Origin of the sequence: Salinicoccus sp. Bachu38 (assembly GCF_038561955.2) — a bacterium.
Classification (GTDB): domain Bacteria; phylum Bacillota; class Bacilli; order Staphylococcales; family Salinicoccaceae; genus Salinicoccus; species Salinicoccus bachuensis.
In genome coordinates, this window is the sequence record NZ_CP138333.2 from 2,544,513 (window position 1) to 2,565,530 (window position 21,018).

Genomic DNA, 21,018 nt, shown 5'->3' on the forward strand with positions numbered 1-21,018 from the left:
TTACTCTTCGTCTTTGTTCTCTTCATCGGAAGCTTCTTCCGCGTCTTCTGCTGCTTCTTCGGATTCTTCGCCTTCAACCTCTTCGCCTTCTTCGCCTTCTTCCGGCTCCTCTTTCTGAGGTGGAACGACTGTAACGACCGCTTCGTCATCTTCGTTCTCGATTGTGAAGTTGCCTTTGGAGCGAAGGTCGGAAACGTAGAGTGTATCTCCGATTTCCATATCCTCTACATTGACTTCGAGGGATTCCGGTATATTATCCGGTGTCGCTGTAACGGAAACTTCGAAGATCGGGTGCTCCAGCACGCCGCCTTCCTGTACGCCCGCAGCCTCTCCAACGACTTCGATGGCTACATCCACTGTAACTTCGGACTTCATGTTGATTGCTACAAAGTCGATGTGTGTAATCTGGTTTTTAAGGGAGTCGAACTGGTACTCAGTTACCATCACCTTTACCGGTTTGCCAGAGACATCGAGGTCGATGACGCCGTTACGTCCGACTTCGCGGATCACTTTGATGAATTCATTTTCATCTACGGCTACAGGAGTATTCTCCACCTGATAACCATATAGAATTGCAGGAATCTTACCTGTCGTGCGCAGTTCAGTTACTTCTGAACGCTTTGTCTTGCCTTCTCTATTCGTTGTGGCCAAATTTGCCATGGTATATTTCCACCTTTCATTTACAGACAGTTTTCATTACGTCTTTTAACACATAGCCATGCATAATAATAGCATATTACCCGGGCTTTTGTAAAAAAAACATGTTATTTTTCCATTAATTATCGAAGAGTATGCTTACGGATTCTTCCTCATAGACGCGGACGATCGCCTGGGCCATCAGTTCGCCGACGGAGAGCTCTGTAATCTTGTCGCTTTTCTTATCTTCAGGCAGCTGGATGGAGTTCGTGACGACCAGTTCCTTGATGACTGATTCTTCAATCCTGGAAATCGCCGGTCCTGACAGTACGGGATGTGTGCAGCATGCATAGACTTCTTTGGCGCCTTTGTCCATCAGTGCCTGCGCTGCAAGCTTCATTGTACCGCCGGTATCGATGATGTCATCGATGATGATTGCAGTACGCCCCTCTATCTCTCCGACGATGTTCATGACTTCTGCGACGTTCGGCTTCGGGCGCCTCTTGTCGATGATTGCAATCGGTGTCTTCAGACGGTCCGCCATCTTGCGTGCACGCGTTACGCCTCCATGATCGGGGGAGACGACCACCACTTCGTCAAAATTGAAGTCCTTGTTCTCCAGGAAGTAGTCACTCAAAATCGGCACACCCATGAGATGGTCGATCGGGATGTCAAAGAACCCTTGGAGTTGCGGTGCATGGAGATCCAGAGAGATGACACGGTCAGCGCCTGCTGTTTCAATCAGGTTGGCAACGAGCTTTGCAGTAATTGGCTCACGGGAACGGCTCTTCCTATCCTGGCGTGCATAGCCATAGTAGGGCATCACGATGTTGATCGTTGCTGCAGAAGCACGTTTCAATGCGTCGATCATGATCAGCAGTTCCATCAGGTGCTCATTGACCGGCTGGCTTGTGGACTGGACCACAAACACGTCGCACCCGCGGACACTTTCTTCTATATTGATCTGGACCTCTTCATCGGAAAAGCGATTGACCTGGCATTTTCCCAACGGGATCCCGATGTGATCGGCAATTTCTTCTGCGAGCGGTTCATTCGCCTTCAAGGAAAAAAGACGTAGATTTGAGTTCTTATACTGATTGCTAGAAGCTAACATGTTCATCCTCCATTAATTATCTTTTTTATAATATCCATCTTTTGTCGTCTGCCTGTTTCTAGCAATAGCGAGGCTGTCTTCAGGCACTTGGTCTGTGATGGTGGACCCTGCGGCTATGAAGGAGCGATCTCCGATGCTGACCGGGGCGACCAGGTTTGAATTGCATCCGATAAATGCATCCTGTCCGATTTCCGTCCTGTACTTGTTCTTGCCATCATAATTCACGGTGATGGTGCCGCAGCCGATATTGGCACGTGCACCGATGGATGCATCCCCGATGTAGCTCAGGTGCGATACTTTGGACTCATTATCGAGCTTGGACTTCTTCACTTCGACGAAGTTTCCGATCTTCACTTCTTCCCCAAGTTCCGACTGCGGCCTCAGCTGGGCGAACGGTCCAATCTTGGTGCCTCTTCCGACCTTTGATTCAGTAACGACGGACTGCCTGATCTCCGCCCCGTCCCCAATGACGGAATCCTTGATTTCGGAACCGGATGAAATCACAGCATTTTTGCCGATCTTCGTTTTGCCACGAATGATGGCTCCCGGATGAATGACCGTATCGGTGCCAATCTCGACTTCTGCATCGATGTATGTCGCTTCCGGATGAATCAGTGTTACGCCATTCTGCATATGTAGCGTATTGATACGTTTTCTCAGGATTGCTTCGGCGTTTGCAAGGGCGACTTTGTCATTGATGCCGAGCGTCTCTTCAAAATCAGGTGTCACGTAGGCTTCTACACGCGCACCTCTGTCGCGCATGATGGAGATGACATCCGGAAGATAGTATTCATTCTGGGCATTATCATTGTCCACTTCATCGAGTGCTTCGAACAGTGTACGGTTATCAAAGATGAAAGTTCCGGAACTCACTTCTTTTATTTCCCGTTCAGCGTCAGCTGCATCCTTCTCTTCCACAATGCGTTTGACAGAGCCGTTCTCCTTCCTGATGATCCGCCCATAGCCGAATGGTGTCTGGGTACGGGAAGACAGGATGGTTGCCTTGGAGCCGGTCTTGAGATGATAGTCCATAAACGCCTGCATGGTCGTCTCGCTGATGAGCGGCGTGTCACCACACACGACCATCGTATGTCCTTCCTTATCCTGGAGCTCGTCCTGCCATTGGCGCACTGCATGTGCAGTACCAAGCTGCTCTTCCTGGATCGTCTTATGAATACGCTCCCCCAGGTAATTGCTCACTGTCTCGGAACCATGCCCAAGAACAGCATAAATTTCTGAAATGCCCGCTTTCCTCAAATTGCCAATGACATGCTGAATCATTGGTGTGCCGCATACTTCATGCAGCACCTTGTACTTTTCGGACCGCATCCGTGTGCCTTTTCCAGCTGCCAAGATAATTGCTCTCGTTTGCATAGTGTCCCTCCATTTTATAACTATCCTAATTATATTTTAGTAAAGAAGGAGTTTCAAGGTATAAGAGAATATAATCACAAACTTCTCCTCATAAAAAACCCGTAAAGCATGCGCTTCACGGGTGAATGCTACTTGTCGTCTTCGATTTCAAGTTCGCCCTGCTTCGGTGCGTCCCGGTGATGTTCTTCATCACGCGCCGCAGCGTCCTGGGATGGATCTTCGATCGTTTCTGCCGTCTCGATTGCAGCATCATCCTGAGACCCCTGCTGCTCCTGGGATTCCTGTGGTTCGGGATCTTCCGTCTCGTCATATACGCGCATGACTTCTTCCTGTACATGCTGGCGCATATCGGAATGGATCGGGTGCGCGATATCACGGAACTCCCCATCGGGCGTCCTCTTGCTTGGCATGGCGACGAACAGTCCATTATTTCCTTCAATGACCCGGAGGTCATGGATTACGAATGCATCTTCAAAAGTAATCGATACGAGTGCTTTCATTCTGGTGTCTTGGTTATTCACTTTCCGCAGTCTTACATCTGTTATCTTCATCGTTTGTTCCCCCAATAATAATTATTGTTGGATCGAATGTGTACTGCTTCAGCCACCCAGATTATTCGTTCGCTTCAGATGCGACAACTTCTATCTCTACTTTTACATCCTTCGGCAAACGACTGACCTCTACACATGATCTTGCTGGTAGTTTACCCGAAAAGTAGCTGCCATAAACTTCATTGATGAGCGGGAAGTCATTCATATCGCTGATGAAAATCGTAGTCTTGACCACATTCCCATACCCAAGTCCTGCAGCCTCCAGTACATGGCCGACGTTCACCATCACCTGCTTCGTCTGTTCCTGGACGTCCTCTGAGACGATCTCCCCCTCGAGGTTGAGTGGAATCTGTCCTGAAGAATAGAATATCTGTCCGACTTTCATTCCATGGCTGTATGGACCGAGTGCTTCCGGTGCTTTTGAAGAATTGATGGGTTCCATTGTTTAAAACTCCTTTGACTGTGAATTGGATACTTCTTTTCTTCTTTCAATATACTCCAAACAGTTGCCTTCTTCTACCAGGAAGGACTGGTTGAACTCGTCGATCTCAGATACCTTCAGCAGCGAAGTGTAGTCGGTGAAACGTCTGTTCTCCACCTGCTTCGCTTCTACAAGTACGCTGACACCGACCACTTCTGCGGAGAATTCCTCCATCAGATTGATGACTCCTGAAATCGAGCCGCCCGCCCGGAGGAAGTCGTCCACGACCAGCACTTTCGAACCTTCCTTCAATGTCCTTTTGGACAGGACCATCGTTTCTATCTTCCGTGTCGACCCCGACACATAATTAACGGAGACAGTCGAGCCTTCCGTCACCTTATTATCCTTCCGGATCACTGCCACAGGCACATTCAGCTTTCTTGCAACTGCGTTTGCGAGGGAAATCCCCTTCGTCGCCACCGTCACGACGGCATCGATCGTCTCATCACCATACATCGTCGCAATCAGCTCGCCGATATCGCTCATCAGATGGGGGTTGCCCATGATGTCGGACATGTACAGATAACCTCCCGGGAGCAGCCGGTCCTTCATTTTCAATATCTCCATGAAACGGCCGACGGTCTCCCGCGCACGCGCATCGCTTATCCTTGGCTGGAATGTCACCCCGCCGCCTGCACCGGCCGTCGTCTGCACCGTACCGATCCCTTCATTCTCAAAAACATCTTTGAGAATCCGGATATCCTCGCTGATGGAAGACTTTGCCTGCGTGAACTTGTTGACAAAATAAGTGAGGGGAATCAGCTCGTTCGGATGCGATGTGAGATGCTGGGTCATGAAGACCAGACGTTCACTGCGTTTGAATTTCATAAGATAACTCCTAATACCGTATTTAATATAGTGATGTTACCATAAAAGTTCGGTTTTCGGCAATCATCCGAGCAATCTCACTTTATAAACTTCGTTACAGCATCCCTTTATTGCGTTGTAGAGATGGGTGGCCTGCCTCTCCTTATGCGCAAACCCGAAGACCGTCGGACCACTGCCGCTCATCATGGCACCGTCTGCACCATTGCTGAGCATCGTATCGATCAGTTTCCTGACATCCGGGTACTTCTTCATGGTCACTTCCTGCAGATCGTTCTTCATCACCTGCATCATCAACGGGTAATCCCGGTTCCCTATCGCTTCGACCATCTTTGGGGAAGCCGGGACATTCCTGCCGGGCTCCAGTGCCTGGTAGATCGTCTTCGTCGAGACATTCACCTTGGGCTTTGCCAGCACCACCCAGGCATTCGGCGGTTTGGGCAGATGCTCTATCCTCTCTCCTCTTCCTGAGGCCAGGGCCGTTCCCCCGTACACACAGAAGGGGATATCCGATCCGAGTTCACCGGACAGTTCAGCGAGCGTATCGATATCAAGCTCCAGGTTGTACAGGGCATTGATGCCCCTGAATGTTGCAGCAGCATCAGCAGATCCACCGGCGAGTCCGGCAGCAATCGGTATGTTCTTCTCTATTGAAATGGTCACACCACTGGTGATGCCATATGTATCCATCATGAGCTCCGCCGCCTGATATGCCAGATTGCGTCGGTCTGATGGGACATACTGGTGTTCAGTTTCGATGACTATTTTCCTATCAGTCCTTTTCTCAAAGGAGAGCTGGTCGTTCAGATCGACGGTCGTCATGACCATATTCACTTCATGATATCCATCGTCCCTTTTGTATAGTGTGTCCAGAGTCAGGTTGATCTTGGCTGGTGCTGTTTCAAAATGCATGCTTTCACTTCCATTATACGGTCATTTTTGTATCAGTTTATCATAAATCCACTGGATACAATATGACTTTGGGGCATCTATTTCGCCTCGTCGCTCATACGCTTTCTGAAAGCCCATGTGACATAGAGGAAACTCACAAGTGTCCAGGCGACCAGAATGAGTAATGGAACCGCTGTTTCGTTCTCATGCAGTGCGATATTCTGGTACAGTGGCAGGTAATCGGTCAACTGTCTGATGAAATGATCCGAATCCGGTATAATCACCTCAATCATCGGAGTGAAGCCGAATACAAACATTATTGGCAGCAGATAGACTGAGGTTGTAGCTACACTATCGACGGTAAGACCGACAGCTATGCCGACATTAAGGAAAAACAGTGCCAGCAGAACCAGACCCCCAACCGAAGCAACCGACCATTCAAATGCCACATCCATAATAAGGAAGGATATGACAAGAGAAGCGGCAGTCATCAGAATAACGACAAGGCTCTTACCGGCCAATATATCCACCATTGATGCAGGTGACTGTATCAGCCCTCTCAATGTATTCTTTTCATTCTCCTCAGCCATCATTGTCATAATGCCACTGCATAGTATCGCCGAGAATGCGACGCCGACAATAAGATATACGAGCATTGTAGGAAGAGCTTCCTCCCCATCACCCATGCGTGAGTACATGAATGCCAGAAAAATGGGGAGTAGTATTGTCGTGAAAAGCATCGCATTCCGCATGAACTCTTTCAGATCCTTCTCAAATATTGCCATGATTCTTCCTGTGTTCATATCAGACAAGCTCCTTTCCCGTTACTTTTTTGAATACTTCACCCAATGTTGGATAGTCGCTTTCTATATTGACGGCTTCCGGATCGAATAGGGCATTTTCCAGCTGTGACCTGTTTTCCTTATGTCTCGGTATATGTCTGGTCGTCCCATTTCTGTATGTTATATGGATGTCATTGGTCTTGTAGGCCTGCCTGAGCGACTCCGGAGAACCCATGTCAATGACTGTGCCACTGTTCAGGAAAGCAACCGTATCACAGAGCGCTGTCGCCTCGTCCATATTATGCGTCGTCAGCATGATTGTTGTACCTTGCGACTTGATTTTAAGGAGCATGGCATGAATGCTGTCTGTTGTCACAGGATCAAGGGCGCTTGTCGGTTCATCAAGGAAGAGTACTTCCGGTTCATGAAGTACCGCCTTGCACAGCAGTATGCGCTGTTTCATACCTTTGGACAGGTCCTTGACCTTCTTATTGATATGTTCTTCCAGGCCTACATCTTTCAGTACCTGATTCACTTTCGTCTGCTCTGTACTGTATAACTTTCTGAAAAGTGCCAAGTTATCTTTAACAGTGAGACGTTCATACAATGAGCTGTTGTCCGAGAGTATGCCTAGCGATTTTACATATTGCGTACTATTGAATGTTTCGTGTGAATGGCCCAGCACTTCAACCCGTCCCTCCGAGGGTTCGAGTTCCCCTGTCAGTATTTTGATGGTAGTCGTCTTTCCAGACCCACTCGGTCCCAGTAGACCAAATACTTCTCCTTTCGCGATTTCAAATGTTATACCTCTCAAAGCTTCTTCATTGGCAAAATGTTTCTTCACATTTTCCATAATGATTACTCTTTCCATAATTCAACCTCCATTCATTCTTCGACTTCATTATAGAAAGTCTATGGACCTGTCGCGATGGATTCCATTTGAGATGTTGAATAATGAGGATGGATTGTGGAAGGGGAAAGATGGAGAGTGAACAAATCCGGCTGAAATGAGTACATTTCAGCCGGATTGTACTAGTGGTGCAACAATAACTCCTGAATCTCATTATATTTTGTCCTGGATAAGGGAATCTTGGTCTTTTCCGGGTTATCCATGACCACCGAATATGTATTTTTCGACCAGGAAATGATCTCCTTCACCTTTTTCAGGTTGACGATGTATGAACGATGACATCTGTAGAAGCCGTAACTTCTCAAATTTTCGTCTGCCTGGGCAAGTGTGCCCTCCATCACGAACTTTTCCCGGGAAATATTTATCAGTACCTTCCCTTCACTGCTTTCGATATATTCTATATCTTCAAGGTCTATGAAGATCGTTTTATCCTGGTATTTTGCCTTCAGCCTCTTGAGCGTAACCTGTGGTTCCTCCGAAGCCTCGTCTGTTGCCACTGATTTGAGTCCCTGCTCATTGAGTTTCAATATGTCTGATGACAGTACGAACGCTTCTTCTGTGCTCTGCGTAATAATCACCATAGATTTTTCCATCCGTTTCATCTGATGAATGGCTTTATGGAATAGATGGATATTATCGACCGTTGCACTATGCAGAGGATCTACTGCAAGAATATTTTTCTGTGAAGACATCATTGCATGGATATAACCCATCCTCTGGATAATCTCCTCAGTACATTTGGAAAGTCGCGTCTTCTGCCATGGTTCGAGGTTGTATTGTCTGATGATATTTTCAACAGCCAGTCCGCTGCCGTGCCACTTTGCATTGAATTTGAGCTGCTCCCGTACTGTCAGACGATTATAGAAGGGCATTGAGCTCTCGAGTAAGAAGATGTCCTGTGAGCGTTTCAACATATCGGCGATTCTGTTGATATACTCCACCGGCATCTGTATAACGACTGATTCTCCGGGCTCAAACGCTATTGCCTGCCCGTTCTCTTTACCAATCACTTCGGAAACTCTGATCTCGTCCATTCCCTTCACCTCAAAATCCGATTATATGTATATTATATTATAGTTGGGGTTCTTCTGCTTTCCACAAATACGATTTTCATTGAAGACAAAAAGGTTGAAATCTAATCCATTTAATGTAATATATAAAAAGTAAGTTACTTTTTATAACTAGAATATATATCTTGATGGAGGAATCATTTATGGTTAAAATTGGAATTATTACAGGCAGCACACGCCCTGCACGCGTCAATCTGCAGGTTGCAGAATGGGTAAAGGATTTCGCAGAAAAGATGGACCTGGATGCGCAATTCGAAATCGTCGATATCAAAGAATACGAGTTCCCGATGTTCAATGAAGACGTACCGCCTGCCATGGCGAACAAGGAATACTCCAAGGATACGGTCAATGCGTGGTCCCAGAAGATTGATGAGCTTGATGGCTTCATATTCATCACACCTGAGTACAATAAGAGCATCACTTCTTCCCTGAAGAATGCCATCGACTATATCGGACCGGAATGGGGCAACAAGGCAGCAGGCATCGTAGGCTATGGTTCCACACTGGCAGTTGCGGCGACACTCTCCCTGCGTCAGATCCTCGGCAACCTGAACATCGCAACGGTAACGCCGTTCGGTGCCTTCAGCCTGTTCACCGATTTTGAGAACATGACGACTTTCAAACCGGCGGAGCTGCACAATGCGACGATGGAGAACGTCATCACGACGACAGTGAACTGGTCCAAAGGACTCAAAACAATCAGATAGCAGAAAAGGACAAGCCTCAGCTTGTCCTTTTCTATATTTGATATAAAAAAATAGCCGCCATCCCAGGATGGCGGCCGCCGTTCGATTATTGGATTACAAATGCTTCTCTCTCTTCATTATAGAATGTCACTTCAACGTTTGATGTCAATACATCCGTATATGTATATGACACTCTTTCAAAGCTATGTTCCTCCTGATCGAGCTCTACGACGAAGACAGAAGGATACGTTTCTCTAAGAATACCCCGTCGTTCAATCAATTTCTTGCGTCCTCCATTTGCACGGAGTAAAACTGGATTCCCCAATTGACAATCAAGAATATTTTTGATGTCGACTAAAGTTTTTGGCATTTGGCCCACCTCACTACATCCATTATAGCAAGTTTACATAATTCTGTCAAAATTTCGAGTAAATTCAGTCAATTTTCAGACTTCACCACTTACTTTGAGCTCCGGAAACGCTTTGAGTGCATCATATATTTTTGCAAAGTCTTCCGTAGAAAGACTCTCGCCGCGTCGTCCCGGGTCGATGCCCGCCTGCTCCAGCATCTGATGGATGGCTTCCTTTTTCTTCTTCCCATCTTCAAAGATACTCGAATAGTTATTGAGGATCGTCTTCCGCCTCTGGCCGAATGCACCACGTGTCAGCTTGAAGTATAGCGCTTCATCCTCCACTTCCACTTTCGGTGTCTCACGGCGCACCATCTCCACTATGATGGAGTCTACATTCGGTGGTGGCATGAATACGGACTTGGGAACGTTCTGGACCACACGTGCTTCTGTAAAATAATCGATGGCGATGGACAATGACCCATATGTCTTGCTGCCCGGTGCTGCGCTGATCCGTTCCCCCACCTCCTTCTGCATCATGACATAAAAGCGCGCAATGGGGAGATTCTGCTCCAGGAAATTCATCAGTATGGGCGTTGTAATGTAATAGGGCAGATTCGCAACGACAATCACTTCGTCACATTCCGAAAATTCTTCGGCAATCGTCCTTCTGATATCGGCTTTCAATATATCCTCATTGATCACTTCAATGTTGGCGTACGGGGAGAGTGTATCTTCGAGCACGGGAATCAGGCGCTGATCAATCTCGAAGGCCACCACTTTACCTGCACGCTTCGCAAGCTGCTCGGTCAATGAGCCGATACCCGGCCCCACTTCTATGACGCCGGTCCTCTCCGTGATGCCGGCCTTGTTCAGCACTTCCCTGATCACGTTCAGGTCGACGAGAAAGTTCTGTCCAAGGCTCTTCTTGAAGGTGAATCCGTGGTCTGCCAATATTTGCTTTGTTCTTCCTACTGTCGCGATATCCTTCATTCTATTCACCTTTTTAATTCATTTAGTATCCGTTCGATCTGTGCATGACCAATACTGTATCGGTTCAGCTTCTTCCTCAGCTGCCCTGCATTGGCATAACCGATGTTCAGCCGGCTGCACAAGTATATCCGACGGTTTGCAGCTTCCCTGTTTCCGGACAGTCCCCATCTGACCATGTCCTGGATGGTGATCTTTTCTTCATGGTCCGATACGCTTGTATACACCTGCGAGAGGCTCTCGATGATATCCTCCACAGCTGCATGTTCTATCCCGATTCCCCCGTTCTTCCCCTTCGCTTTCGCCCGGGGCATGAAGGCCTCTTTGATGTCCGGGAATCTTTCGAGTATCGTATTGCGGATCTTCTGCCCAGGGTAATCCGGATCGGTAAATATGATTGCACCTCTCGTGGCCAGCGCCACTTCTATTTCACGCATCACTGTTTCGTCGATGGCGGAGCCTTTCGTCTCTATTGTTTCACAGGAAACAGCTTCGTTCAGACGCCTTGTGTCATCCCTGCCTTCGACGATGATGACTTCCTTTATTACCGGTCTGTCCATATATGCACCTCATTTCCATAATATCATATTTTTCATGCAAAAAATAAAACCACCGTCGGTGCGGTGATTTTATTTCTATATCTTAAAAAGCCTCTCGGCATTTTCTGTTGTCTGCTTTGCCAGTTCCTCATAGGATATTTCCCTGAGTTCGGCTATCTTTTCAGCAACAAGTTTCACATTGGCCGGCTCGTTTCTTTTTCCACGGTACGGATGTGGTGCCAAGTATGGCGCATCCGTCTCCACCAGCAGTTTGTCGATCGGCACATGCTTGGCGATTTCTTTCGGGTCCTGGGCGTTCTTGAACGTTACAGGCCCACCCAGCGAAACATGGAAGTTCATATTGATGACTTCATCTGCAATCTCAGGGGTGCCGCTGAATGCATGCATGATGCCGCCGATTTCGTGTGCATCTTCCGACTTCAGGATGTCGACACAATCCAATGTTGCTTCGCGATTATGGATGATGATCGGAAGGTTGACACGTTTGGCAAGGGCGATCTGCTTTTTGAAGACTTCCTTCTGGATATCATGCGGGGACTTTTCCCAGTGATAGTCGAGTCCGGTCTCACCGATACCCACTATCTTTTCATGACTGGACAGTTCCTCAATCCATTCAAGATCCGCATCTGTACAGTCTATGGCATCCACCGGATGCCATCCGATGACACCGTATATGTTGTCATACCGGTCGATCAGATCCATCGTGCGTTCGATCGTCTTCCTGTCGAAACCGACGACGACCATCTTGCCGATACCCGCTTCCTCCGCGCGTTCGATGACGGCTTCCAGGTCTTCATCATACTGGTCTGCATTCAGATGTACATGCGTATCAATAAGCATGATATGTCCTCCTTATTTGACTGTACTGCCGTTCTCAATGCCGCTCGGCACTGATATCAGCGTCAGGTGGTTGCCCTTCTCTGCTGTAAGGATCATTCCCTGGGACAGTTCCCCCCGGAGCTTCACCGGTTCAAGGTTCGTCACTACAAGCACTTTTTTACCGACGATATCCTCAGGTTCATAAGCCTCGCGGATGCCGGATACAATCTGACGTTTTTCACTTCCAAGGTCCACCTCGATCTTGAGGAGCTTGTCCGCTTTCTTGATGCCTTCTGCATGAATGACTGTCGCGACTTTGATTTCCACCTTATCGAAATCCTTGATTGTGATTTTCCCAGCATCCTCTTCTTCCTCGACATCTGCCTCCGGCTCCTCAGGTGTCATCAGATCCTTGATGTGGGAGACTTCCGCTTCCACATCAAGACGCGGGTAGATCGGTTCCGGTTTTGTGATCATCTGTCCCGTTGTTCGGATGCTGCCATATGACAGGATGGAATCGAACGTCTGAAGTTCCAGGTCTGTCACGTTCATCTGCCTGAAGACCTCTTTCGGTCCATGTGTCAGATACGGCTTCAGGAGAATTGCAATGATGCGGATATTTTCCGCCAGGTGCACCATGACGCTGCCGAGCGCTTCACGTTCCGACTCGTCTTTTGCGAGGATCCAGGGCTTCGTTTCATCAATGTACTTGTTCGTACGGCTGATGATCGTCCATACGGCTCTGAGTGCCTTGTTGAATTCCATCTCCTCCATGCTTTCTTCATAGAGTTTGACGTTTTCATATACAGTACTCTCCAGGCTTTCATCAAAAGCATTGTTGTGGCCTGTGTAGTCAGGCAGGTTGCCGTCGAAGTATTTGTTGATCATGGAGATTGTACGGTTGACCAGGTTCCCGAGATCGTTTGCCAGGTCATAGTTTGTACGATCGACAAAGGCTTCCGGTGTGAAGACGCCATCAGAGCCGAATGGCACCTCCCGCATCAGGTAATAGCGGAGTGCATCAAGGCCATACCGCTCCACAACCGTCTCCGGATAGATGACGTTGCCTTTGGATTTCGACATCTTGCCGTCTTTCATCACCAGCCAGCCGTGGCCGAGTATCTTCTTCGGCAGTGGCAGGTCGAGCGCCATGAGCATGATCGGCCAGTAGATGGCATGGAAACGGACGATCTCCTTGCCGATCATATGGAGATCTGCAGGCCAGTATTTCTGGAACAGGCCATCATCATCCGACTCGTAACCCAACGCTGTAATGTAGTTGCACAGGGCGTCTATCCATACATACACCACATGTTCGGGATTGGATTTGACGGGTACGCCCCAATCGAATGTCGTACGGGATACCGCCAGATCTTCGAGACCCGGACGGATGAAGTTGTTCAGCATTTCATTCCTGCGGGATTCCGGCTGGATGAAGCCGGGATTTTCCTCATAGAATTTCTCGAGGCGTTCTGCATATTTACTCATTTTGAAGAAGTAGCTTTCTTCCTTGACGAGCTCCACTTCATGGCCACTTGGTGCCATGCCGCCGATCATGTTGCCGGCATCATCCCGATAGACTTCCTCCAGCTGGGTTTCTGTAAAGAACTCCTCGTCTTCGACGGAATACCAGCCTTCATATTCACCCAGATAGATGTCGCCCTGCTCATAGAGCTTGTCAAAAATCTTCTGGATTGCAGCCTTGTGACCCGGGCTTGTCGTACGGATGAACTGATCATTGGTGATTTCCAGAAGCGACCACAGGTTCTGCATATATTCTGCCATATCATCCACATATTTCTGTGGCGAAATGCCCATTTTTTCTGCTTTTTTCTCTATTTTCTGGCCATGTTCATCAGCACCAGTCAGATAATAGACATCGTATCCACGCATGCGCTTGTATCTTGCCATGACATCGCATGCAATCGTTGTATAGGCGTTGCCGATATGCAACTTTCCACTTGGATAATATATCGGTGTGGTGATATAGTAAGTTGGTTTCTCCATGCTCTTCCTCCTATTTGTTCATCTATTAAATATAACTAATATAACGGTTTTTTTCAATAATATCAGTGGTTTATATTGGCACCTGAGGAAGCAATATGCTATAATCAGCAAGAACTCAACAGAGAGCCGGCATATGTTTATTGACAATTGTTCGTCAATATGATAATTCGATGTTTCATCAATTTTATCTCGGGTAACCAATCTAGATACTGATCCTCCCTTTTCATGATTTCTTCTGGGACATGGATAGGAAGGTGGCATAGGGTAAGTGGATGAATGAATTTATGGAGGGATTCTTATGAAATCAACGGGGATTGTACGCAAAGTGGATGAACTTGGACGGGTGGTCATCCCTATAGAACTGAGGCGTGTACTTGATATCGAAGTCAAGGATGCACTTGAAATATATACGGATGATGATACGATCATTCTCAAGAAATATAAACCTCAGATGACGTGTGCTGTCACTGGAGATGTCTCCGAACAGAACATGCGCCTTGCAGACGGCCGTATCATTCTGAGCCAGGAAGGCGCAGAGAAGCTCATCGAAGAGATCCAATCAAAGATGAATAAGTAATGCATAAAAAATAAGCGGCGACCACCGCTTATTTTTTTGTTTCATGAAACTCATCATAGACATCCTGCTTCTTCAGTTCACGGGCTCCCGCCACTTTCTTGATTGCCTGCTTCGGTGTCAGCCCCTCCTTGATGAGTGCTTCCACATGTTCGGCCACCGGAATGTCGAAGTGCACCGCCTCTGCTTCCGCCCCTTCTATGACGATGACGAACTCCCCTTTCAAAGGGATGTCTACGCCCAGCAGATCCAGCATCTCGGCTGCCGGCCTTCTGACATGCTGTTCGAATTTTTTCGTGATTTCCCTCGATATGCTGACCATCCTGTTTTCATCGACATCTCTGATCATTGCCACAGTATCTTTTATCTTATGGGGAGATTCATACAGCACAGATGTCAGCTCATGTGCCATAATCTCCTTCAGCTTCTTCTTCCGCTTCCCCCCTGTCTTCGGCAGAAAACCGAAGTAGGTGAATTCATATGATGGGATGCCACTCGCGACAAGCGCCATCGTAAAAGCGGAAGCTGATGGAATGACCACGTATTCAAGCCCTTCATCCTGCATGCGGGCAACCAGTTCAAAACCGGGATCGGAAATGACCGGCATCCCCGCATCACTTACCAGGGCGAACGTCCGGCCATCATGCATCTCTTCGATGATCCGATCTTCGGCTTCTTCCTTATTGAAATCATGATATGCCCTCAGAGGCGTGTCGATGCCAAAATGTGTGGTCAGTTTCCGTGTCGTACGCGTATCCTCGCACAGTATGATATCTACGGTTTTGAGCGTCTCAACCGCCCTGTAGGTCATGTCTTCCAAGTTGCCGAGTGGTGTCCCCGTGATATAGAGTTGCATATCCATCCCTCCCGATCAATGCCAGCTTTTCCTGTCTGGTCAATTTTTTTATTGCATGCTCCCTTTTCAATGCTTCACTTTTTGTATCATGTCCTTCATGATACATGAGCTCGACCGGGCCCCGGTTGCGGGTATATTTGGCACCCTGACCACTGTTATGCTTCTCCAGCCGCTTCCGGACATCTTTTGCATAGCCGGTATAGAGTGTACCATCGGCACATTTCACGATATAGACGAAGTGCTCAGCCATAGTAGACCGCCATCATCTCTTCCGTATAGTTCCCCTTCTCATCATAGATATAGATTGGTGGCAGGATGTCCGCATAAGCCTGACTGTTGAATATGGCCTCTACCAGGACAAACAGCGCCGTCCCGGACGACAGGTCATTATAGACATACTGCAGCCGCCGGACGCGGAATCCTGCATTGAAGAGCTCATTCACCACTTCCATGCTCCGTTCAGCACGATGCACCATATAAAGTCGGCCCTTGTTCTTCACCAGGAACCGTGCCGCCCCGATTACACCCTTGAGATCGATGTGGATTTCATGGCGGGCGATGCTGTGCGGCCCTTTGTTCTTCAGCGGCTGGTTGTTCGTGAAATACGGAGGATTTACCGTAATGACATCAAAGGTGGAATGCTGGTACATCTCCCTGATGTTGCTGATGTCTCCCTGGGAAAGCTGAATCTGTGATTCTTTGCCATTCATTACGATGCTGCGTTCTGCCATATCGACGAGTTCAGGCTGGAGCTCCACCCCTTCAATCGGAAGTGTGGTCCGGTGCGACAGCAACAGCGGAATGATGCCATTTCCGGAGCATAGATCGATGATGCGGCTGTCCCTTTTCAAAAATCGTGTGAAGTTTGCCAGCAAAAGCGCATCCACAGAAAATGAGAACACCGCCTCGCTCTGGATGATCTTCATCGACTCCCTGAACAGCTCATCCACACGTTCGCCTTCTTTTAACATGTCTTCACCCTCAATAAATAAAGCGGCCGAAGCCGCCTAGTTGTTCCTATGCTGAAGGAAGCCCTGGCAGAACAGACAGTCCTCGCCATGGCGGTGTGTGCCGAAATGAATACTGCACACGTGGAAACCTTCATCATAGAGATTGTTTAAAGTATTCTGTTTGAATGACTTCGCCTTCTCGGATTCTTCCTTCGCCAGAAGCTGCTCGTAGTTGTCCTTCTCCATCTGCAGGCTTACATTCTCCTCAACGAGGCGGACCGAGAGCTCCTTCAATGTCTGAAGCTCCTCATACATATGATTCATATCCGCTTCAAGTTTGCTGATGTGCGTAAACAGGCGTTCCCGATCCATTACTGCACCCCGCCGGCTGCATTCAGTTCATCACAGTGGTATTCGCGGATATAGTCATCCTTATACTTCACTTTCACGACCAGATCCAGTATGTTCATGCCGATTACAACAGCACGTCCATCAGGCGTCTCAATCGTCTGTCCGACGTCAGGCATCTGTTCGCGTGCATCTTCATAATATTCGTCTTCATAATTCAGACAGCACATCAGGCGGCCACATGCCCCTGATATCTTTGTCGGACTCAGCGAAAGGTCCTGGTTTTTGGCCATCTGTATGCTTACGGGGACGAAATCGCCAAGAAATGTCGAACAGCAGTGGGCCCGGCCACAAGGTCCGATGCCTCCCAGATATTTCGCTTCGTCCCTTACGCCGATCTGGCGCAATTCGATACGCGTCTTGAAACGGGTCGCCAGCACCCGCACCAGGTTTCTGAAGTCCACCCTTTCATCTGCCGTGAAATTGAAAATGAGCTTCTTGCGATCCATGGTGTACTTGGCGTTGACGAGCTGCATGTCGAGCGCTTCCTGTACGACGGCTTCCTTGCAGAAGCCGAGCGCTTCCTGTGCCAGAGACTGGTTGTTATGGAATGTCTCCACGTCTTCATCTGTTGCCTTGCGGATGAACCTGCCATCAGGCTCCACAATATTATCTTTTGAGACACGGTAGTTCGATTTCACAACACGCAGCATTTCAATACCGCGCTTTGTCTCGGTGACAATGAAATCATCGCGCTCGACCTTATCTTCCTTCGCTTCTATATAAATATTATCGAAATAGTCCAGTTGGGTAGCAGTGATGAGTTCTATCATAATCATTCAACCTTTCGAGCAGATAACCATACTTTCAAATACGAGCATCGGATGCACATTGGACTGTAGCAGACGGTTTGCAGTCTGAACTTCCTCCAGCATGCGCGACAGCTTTTCCACACGCTGCCCTGCTTTCATATTTTTCACTTCATCCCCGAATGGTTTGAAATCCTCAAGCTCCAGCAGTTCATGCAGACATTGCCTGACGTAGCCGTCAATCATCTGCAGCAGGAGGGCATGGTCCCTTTTGTTCTGGCACAGGTCGAGCATCGGTTTGATCTCTATCAGTACCAGCGGATGATTCCCGAGCCATTTTGCTGAAAAATCCATTGCAGCCTGTCTCAGACCTGAAAATGACGCCTCAAGATCTTTGACATGCTGGGCATTCAGAGCTAGTACATCTACGGTGGTAAGCTCTGGCTGACTCAATGAATCCAGCATCTTTATACGGTCATCACGCTCTCCTTTAATATGGATGTGCTGAGCCCTCGAGTGGATGGTGGGAAGTATGCTGCTTTTATCTATGGTAAGCAGAATTGCAATCGTTTTGTCTGGAGGATCTTCAAGAAACTTCAATACGCTGTTTTCTGCCTGAGGTGTCAGCTTTTCAAAGGCTTCGATCACATAGACCTTATACTCGGATTCGGTCGGTTTGCGATTCATTCGCCGGACGAGGTCTTCGATCGCTTCCTTCTTGATACTCGTTTCCGAAGTCTCAAGGTAGAAGTAGTCCGGATGGTTCCCCTCTGAAATCAGCCGCGCGTTCCTTGGTGTATGCCCAAGGATGTTCAGTGCGAAATACTCGCTATAACGCTTTAAGGTCTCTATCGCATCTCCTTCAAACATGTAAGTATGACTCAATCTGCCATTTTCTATAATTCGATTCAATTGGTTTTCAACGACGCTATTTTCAGCCTTCATAGCGTTTCACTCTTAAAATCTTTCAAATTGTTCAATAGGCAGTACAAATACTGTTGCGCCACCCACTTCAACCTCTACCGGATAAGGGATGTAGGAATCTGCGTTTCCTCCCATTGGCGTGACTGGAGCCACTGTCTGCTCCCGGTTTCCGCAAGTATCATCGATCAGTGTGAGCAGTTCATCCACACGCTCATCTCTGACACCACAAAGGAAGGTCGTATTTCCTGCCCTGAGGAATCCGCCTGTCGTTGCAAGCTTGGTACTCCTGAAGTCGTTTTTAGCCAACCGATCAGCCAACCTCTGACTGTCATGATCCTGTACAATTGCGATTATCATTTTCATGACTGATTCACCTCTTGATTCAAGTATTGGTTAATTATCTCTATTGCATCCTCCATCACCCTATCAGGCGACTGGTTTGCATCTACTATTTTAATGCGGCTTGGGTAATTTTCTGATAATTCATTATAACCCATAACAACATCTTTATGAAAGTCTATTTCTTCGGCATCCAATCTGTTATGGTTCCGTTCATTACTGGAAATGCGCTCAAGACCGATTTCAGGGTCCAACTTCAGATAGATTGTCAAATCGGGCATATGGTCCTCTATCGCGAAACGGTTGATATCCATTATTGCTTCAGTGCCTATATGCCGCGCATAACCCTGATAGGCAATGGAACTGTCTATAAAGCGGTCGCATAGGACAATCTTCCCTGCCTCCAGTGCAGGAATCACCTTTTCTACAAGATGCTGTCGCCTGGATGCGGCAAAAAGCAATGCTTCGGTCCTTTCATCCATGTCGTTCCCTTTGGCCAAAAGGATCTCCCTGATCATCTCGCTTATCCCTATGCCACCAGGTTCCCGCGTCATGATTACTTCATGCGACTTGGAAAGATATTCGAAAACCCGGGCGATGAGCGTCGTCTTTCCCGAACCTTCCGGTCCTTCAAAAGTTATGAAATGGCTCATTGATTATCCTCATTACTGTAGTATTGTAAATTATATTTTATACCTTCTATTCTAACATGATTATAAAGATAGTGCTTAATCGATTTAAGGTGCGCCTGTGTGATCACTTCATTTTCATGGACGAGCGGAATCCCTGGTGGATAGGGTACGATGGTTTTCACACACCTCCGTCCCTCTAATATGTCCACCTCTGCTTCGGCCGGTTCAAGCTTCCTTGCTCTGAACTCCACTTTCCCGATACGGTCGATGAGCAGTGAAAAGGGATACCTGTCCTGTGCATGAAACAGGGGAAGACAGAACAGAACACCTTCATCCGTCACCATCTCCGGATAGATATAATGGGCAGTGAAGACATCATGCAACATGAAGGGCGTCATATCCTTATGCTTCAGAAGAATTTTCGCCGGGTCATCCTGTTCATTCACCTGGAGTCCTTCCCTTTCCAATATTTCAATCATCAGCGACCTCTTTCGGAAGAACTCATCGGCTGAATAGTTCCTATAGAATGCGTGCGCCTGTTCTATCGAAAGCATAACCAGGTAGGAAGGACTCGATGTTTCGAAGTAATTGATATATTTCATGATGCTTTCATATAATTTCACATCCCTGACAAAGATGACCGAAGCCATCGTCAGGGCAGGCAGCATCTTGTGGTACGACTGGATAGTGATGTCCGAATCGAATTTCATTGAGGAAGATGGAAACCCTTCTGCTATATCGAGATGGGCTCCGTGGGCCTCATCCGTCAGTACAAGGCCCCCTAGCGAATGGATATGATGGATGGCATTCTCTATATCAAAACATTCTCCAGTATATGTAGGATAAGTAATGATCACGACGTCCCCCGGGTTGATGTCATTTGAGTAGATTTCTTCCAAAGCCATCTCCCGATACGATGACCCCGTGAGACCCAAACCATGATAGACCGATTTATGCGCACCTCTGATGACAATAAAGCGCTCATGAGCTTGGGAAAGTGCATAGATGGCGGATATAATCCCGTTTGTAGTTCCATTTACCATCAGTTGCGCCTTATATCCTTCATATTTTGTGGCAATATCTGCATTCAGCCGACTGAGTACATCAGCAGGATCGTGAAGGTCATCCAGTCCTTCTATCTCTGTCATATCATAGCGCCAATCCAAATCAGACAAATAGCCGATTGTATTATTTTTATGCCCTGGTACATGCATCGAAATGCATTCATGCCGGATCTTCTCAGTTATCTTTTTATACAGTTCCATATATTCACCACTGGGTTTGATATATTTTCCTTTAATTATAAGCAAAAAGGTTCCAATAACACAAAAAAAGGATTCCTATAAAAGGAATCCTTGTATGTAATTGCCCGGCGGCGTCCTACTCTCACGGGACGTCAGTCCAACTACCATCGGCGCTGGAGAGCTTAACTGCTGTGTTCGGCATGGGAACAGGTGGGGCCTCTCCGCCAGTGCCACCGGACAATATTCAGGTTGAATGATATACATTCAAAACCGGATAGAAACAATGCGCTGCGCAGA

At 47.6% G+C, this 21,018-nt stretch carries 24 protein-coding genes, 1 rRNA gene and 2 pseudogenes; 2 read left to right on the plus strand and 25 right to left on the minus strand.

The annotated features are described in order from the left end of the window. The 10 genes and pseudogenes from RQP18_RS12905 to RQP18_RS12950 form a co-directional block, all read right to left on the minus strand. Positions 1-660 carry a 50S ribosomal protein L25/general stress protein Ctc gene (locus RQP18_RS12905; RefSeq protein WP_342388079.1) on the minus strand — a complete coding sequence of 220 codons (660 nt, stop codon included), beginning with the start codon at positions 658-660 and terminating at the stop codon, positions 1-3. Positions 661-775: 115 nt separating this feature from the next. Next, the gene (locus tag RQP18_RS12910; RefSeq protein WP_342388080.1) at positions 776-1,750 is read right to left on the minus strand and encodes a ribose-phosphate diphosphokinase; all 975 of its coding nucleotides are present in this window, start codon (positions 1,748-1,750) and stop codon (positions 776-778) included. A gap of 12 nt (positions 1,751-1,762) precedes the next feature. After that, positions 1,763-3,124, minus strand: a complete 1,362-nt coding sequence (gene glmU / locus RQP18_RS12915) for a bifunctional UDP-N-acetylglucosamine diphosphorylase/glucosamine-1-phosphate N-acetyltransferase GlmU (RefSeq protein WP_342388081.1) — start codon at positions 3,122-3,124, stop codon at positions 1,763-1,765. 242 nt (positions 3,125-3,366) lie between these two features. Further along, a pseudogene (gene spoVG / locus RQP18_RS12920) lies at positions 3,367-3,675 on the minus strand (septation regulator SpoVG); the annotation flags it as partial. 61 nt (positions 3,676-3,736) lie between these two features. After that, on the minus strand, positions 3,737-4,117 hold the full coding sequence (locus RQP18_RS12925; protein ID WP_342388082.1) for a RidA family protein: 381 nt from the start codon (positions 4,115-4,117) through the stop codon (positions 3,737-3,739). Positions 4,118-4,120: 3 nt separating this feature from the next. Next, a complete protein-coding gene (gene purR / locus RQP18_RS12930; protein ID WP_342388083.1) occupies positions 4,121-4,984 on the minus strand; it encodes a pur operon repressor in 864 nt (287 codons plus the stop codon). A gap of 63 nt (positions 4,985-5,047) precedes the next feature. Next, a complete protein-coding gene (gene ispE / locus RQP18_RS12935) occupies positions 5,048-5,893 on the minus strand; it encodes a 4-(cytidine 5'-diphospho)-2-C-methyl-D-erythritol kinase (RefSeq protein WP_342388084.1) in 846 nt (281 codons plus the stop codon). Between the two features lie 77 nt (positions 5,894-5,970). Beyond that, entirely contained in the window at positions 5,971-6,675 is a 705-nt protein-coding gene (locus RQP18_RS12940; protein ID WP_342388085.1) for an ABC transporter permease, read from the minus strand. A 1-nt stretch (position 6,676) separates the two neighbouring features. After that, positions 6,677-7,525, minus strand: a complete 849-nt coding sequence (locus tag RQP18_RS12945; RefSeq protein WP_342388086.1) for an ABC transporter ATP-binding protein — start codon at positions 7,523-7,525, stop codon at positions 6,677-6,679. A gap of 161 nt (positions 7,526-7,686) precedes the next feature. Beyond that, on the minus strand, positions 7,687-8,598 hold the full coding sequence (locus RQP18_RS12950; protein ID WP_342388087.1) for a LytTR family DNA-binding domain-containing protein: 912 nt from the start codon (positions 8,596-8,598) through the stop codon (positions 7,687-7,689). A gap of 179 nt (positions 8,599-8,777) precedes the next feature. Between RQP18_RS12950 and RQP18_RS12955 the strand changes: the two genes are divergently transcribed. Beyond that, a complete protein-coding gene (locus RQP18_RS12955; protein ID WP_342388088.1) occupies positions 8,778-9,341 on the plus strand; it encodes an NADPH-dependent FMN reductase in 564 nt (187 codons plus the stop codon). Between the two features lie 85 nt (positions 9,342-9,426). Here the strand turns inward: RQP18_RS12955 and RQP18_RS12960 are convergent, their stop codons facing one another. The 5 genes from RQP18_RS12960 to metG form a co-directional block, all read right to left on the minus strand. Then, on the minus strand, positions 9,427-9,690 hold the full coding sequence (locus tag RQP18_RS12960) for a Veg family protein (protein ID WP_031547719.1): 264 nt from the start codon (positions 9,688-9,690) through the stop codon (positions 9,427-9,429). A gap of 75 nt (positions 9,691-9,765) precedes the next feature. Then, a complete protein-coding gene (gene rsmA, locus RQP18_RS12965; protein ID WP_342388089.1) occupies positions 9,766-10,662 on the minus strand; it encodes a 16S rRNA (adenine(1518)-N(6)/adenine(1519)-N(6))-dimethyltransferase RsmA in 897 nt (298 codons plus the stop codon). A 5-nt stretch (positions 10,663-10,667) separates the two neighbouring features. Continuing rightward, complete coding sequence (gene rnmV, locus RQP18_RS12970) at positions 10,668-11,219, minus strand: ribonuclease M5 (protein WP_342388090.1); 552 nt, start codon at positions 11,217-11,219, stop codon at positions 10,668-10,670. A 75-nt stretch (positions 11,220-11,294) separates the two neighbouring features. Beyond that, positions 11,295-12,059: a TatD family hydrolase gene (locus RQP18_RS12975; RefSeq protein WP_342388091.1), complete on the minus strand. Its 765-nt coding sequence runs from the start codon at positions 12,057-12,059 to the stop codon at positions 11,295-11,297. 12 nt (positions 12,060-12,071) lie between these two features. Then, the gene (metG, locus tag RQP18_RS12980; RefSeq protein ID WP_342388092.1) at positions 12,072-14,045 is read right to left on the minus strand and encodes a methionine--tRNA ligase; all 1,974 of its coding nucleotides are present in this window, start codon (positions 14,043-14,045) and stop codon (positions 12,072-12,074) included. A gap of 298 nt (positions 14,046-14,343) precedes the next feature. Between metG and RQP18_RS12985 the strand changes: the two genes are divergently transcribed. Continuing rightward, entirely contained in the window at positions 14,344-14,622 is a 279-nt protein-coding gene (locus RQP18_RS12985) for an AbrB/MazE/SpoVT family DNA-binding domain-containing protein (RefSeq protein WP_031547729.1), read from the plus strand. Between the two features lie 28 nt (positions 14,623-14,650). Here RQP18_RS12985 and rsmI read toward each other — a convergent pair whose 3' ends face one another. The 10 genes and pseudogenes from rsmI to rrf form a co-directional block, all read right to left on the minus strand. After that, positions 14,651-15,475 carry a 16S rRNA (cytidine(1402)-2'-O)-methyltransferase gene (gene rsmI, locus RQP18_RS12990; RefSeq protein ID WP_342388093.1) on the minus strand — a complete coding sequence of 275 codons (825 nt, stop codon included), beginning with the start codon at positions 15,473-15,475 and terminating at the stop codon, positions 14,651-14,653. A 13-nt stretch (positions 15,476-15,488) separates the two neighbouring features. Then, positions 15,489-15,725 (minus strand): annotated as a pseudogene (locus RQP18_RS12995) (GIY-YIG nuclease family protein); the annotation flags it as partial. Next, positions 15,718-16,446: a tRNA1(Val) (adenine(37)-N6)-methyltransferase gene (locus tag RQP18_RS13000; protein ID WP_342388094.1), complete on the minus strand. Its 729-nt coding sequence runs from the start codon at positions 16,444-16,446 to the stop codon at positions 15,718-15,720. The pseudogene RQP18_RS12995 and the gene RQP18_RS13000, both read right to left, overlap by 8 nt. Positions 16,447-16,482: 36 nt before the next feature. Next, positions 16,483-16,797 carry an initiation-control protein YabA gene (locus RQP18_RS13005; protein ID WP_031547735.1) on the minus strand — a complete coding sequence of 105 codons (315 nt, stop codon included), beginning with the start codon at positions 16,795-16,797 and terminating at the stop codon, positions 16,483-16,485. Then, entirely contained in the window at positions 16,797-17,606 is an 810-nt protein-coding gene (locus tag RQP18_RS13010) for a PSP1 domain-containing protein (RefSeq protein WP_342388095.1), read from the minus strand. Before RQP18_RS13010 ends, RQP18_RS13005 begins: the two co-directional genes overlap by 1 nt. Before the next feature lie 6 nt (positions 17,607-17,612). Then, positions 17,613-18,527, minus strand: a complete 915-nt coding sequence (locus RQP18_RS13015) for a hypothetical protein (protein WP_342388096.1) — start codon at positions 18,525-18,527, stop codon at positions 17,613-17,615. Between the two features lie 12 nt (positions 18,528-18,539). After that, complete coding sequence (locus tag RQP18_RS13020; protein ID WP_031547740.1) at positions 18,540-18,869, minus strand: cyclic-di-AMP receptor; 330 nt, start codon at positions 18,867-18,869, stop codon at positions 18,540-18,542. Beyond that, positions 18,866-19,498: a dTMP kinase gene (gene tmk, locus RQP18_RS13025; RefSeq protein WP_342388097.1), complete on the minus strand. Its 633-nt coding sequence runs from the start codon at positions 19,496-19,498 to the stop codon at positions 18,866-18,868. The genes RQP18_RS13020 and tmk overlap by 4 nt, the downstream gene beginning before the upstream one ends. Beyond that, on the minus strand, positions 19,495-20,742 hold the full coding sequence (locus RQP18_RS13030) for a hypothetical protein (RefSeq protein ID WP_342388098.1): 1,248 nt from the start codon (positions 20,740-20,742) through the stop codon (positions 19,495-19,497). Before RQP18_RS13030 ends, tmk begins: the two co-directional genes overlap by 4 nt. A gap of 102 nt (positions 20,743-20,844) precedes the next feature. Next, positions 20,845-20,959, minus strand: a 5S ribosomal RNA gene (rrf, locus tag RQP18_RS13035). Positions 20,960-21,018 lie beyond the last annotated feature (59 nt).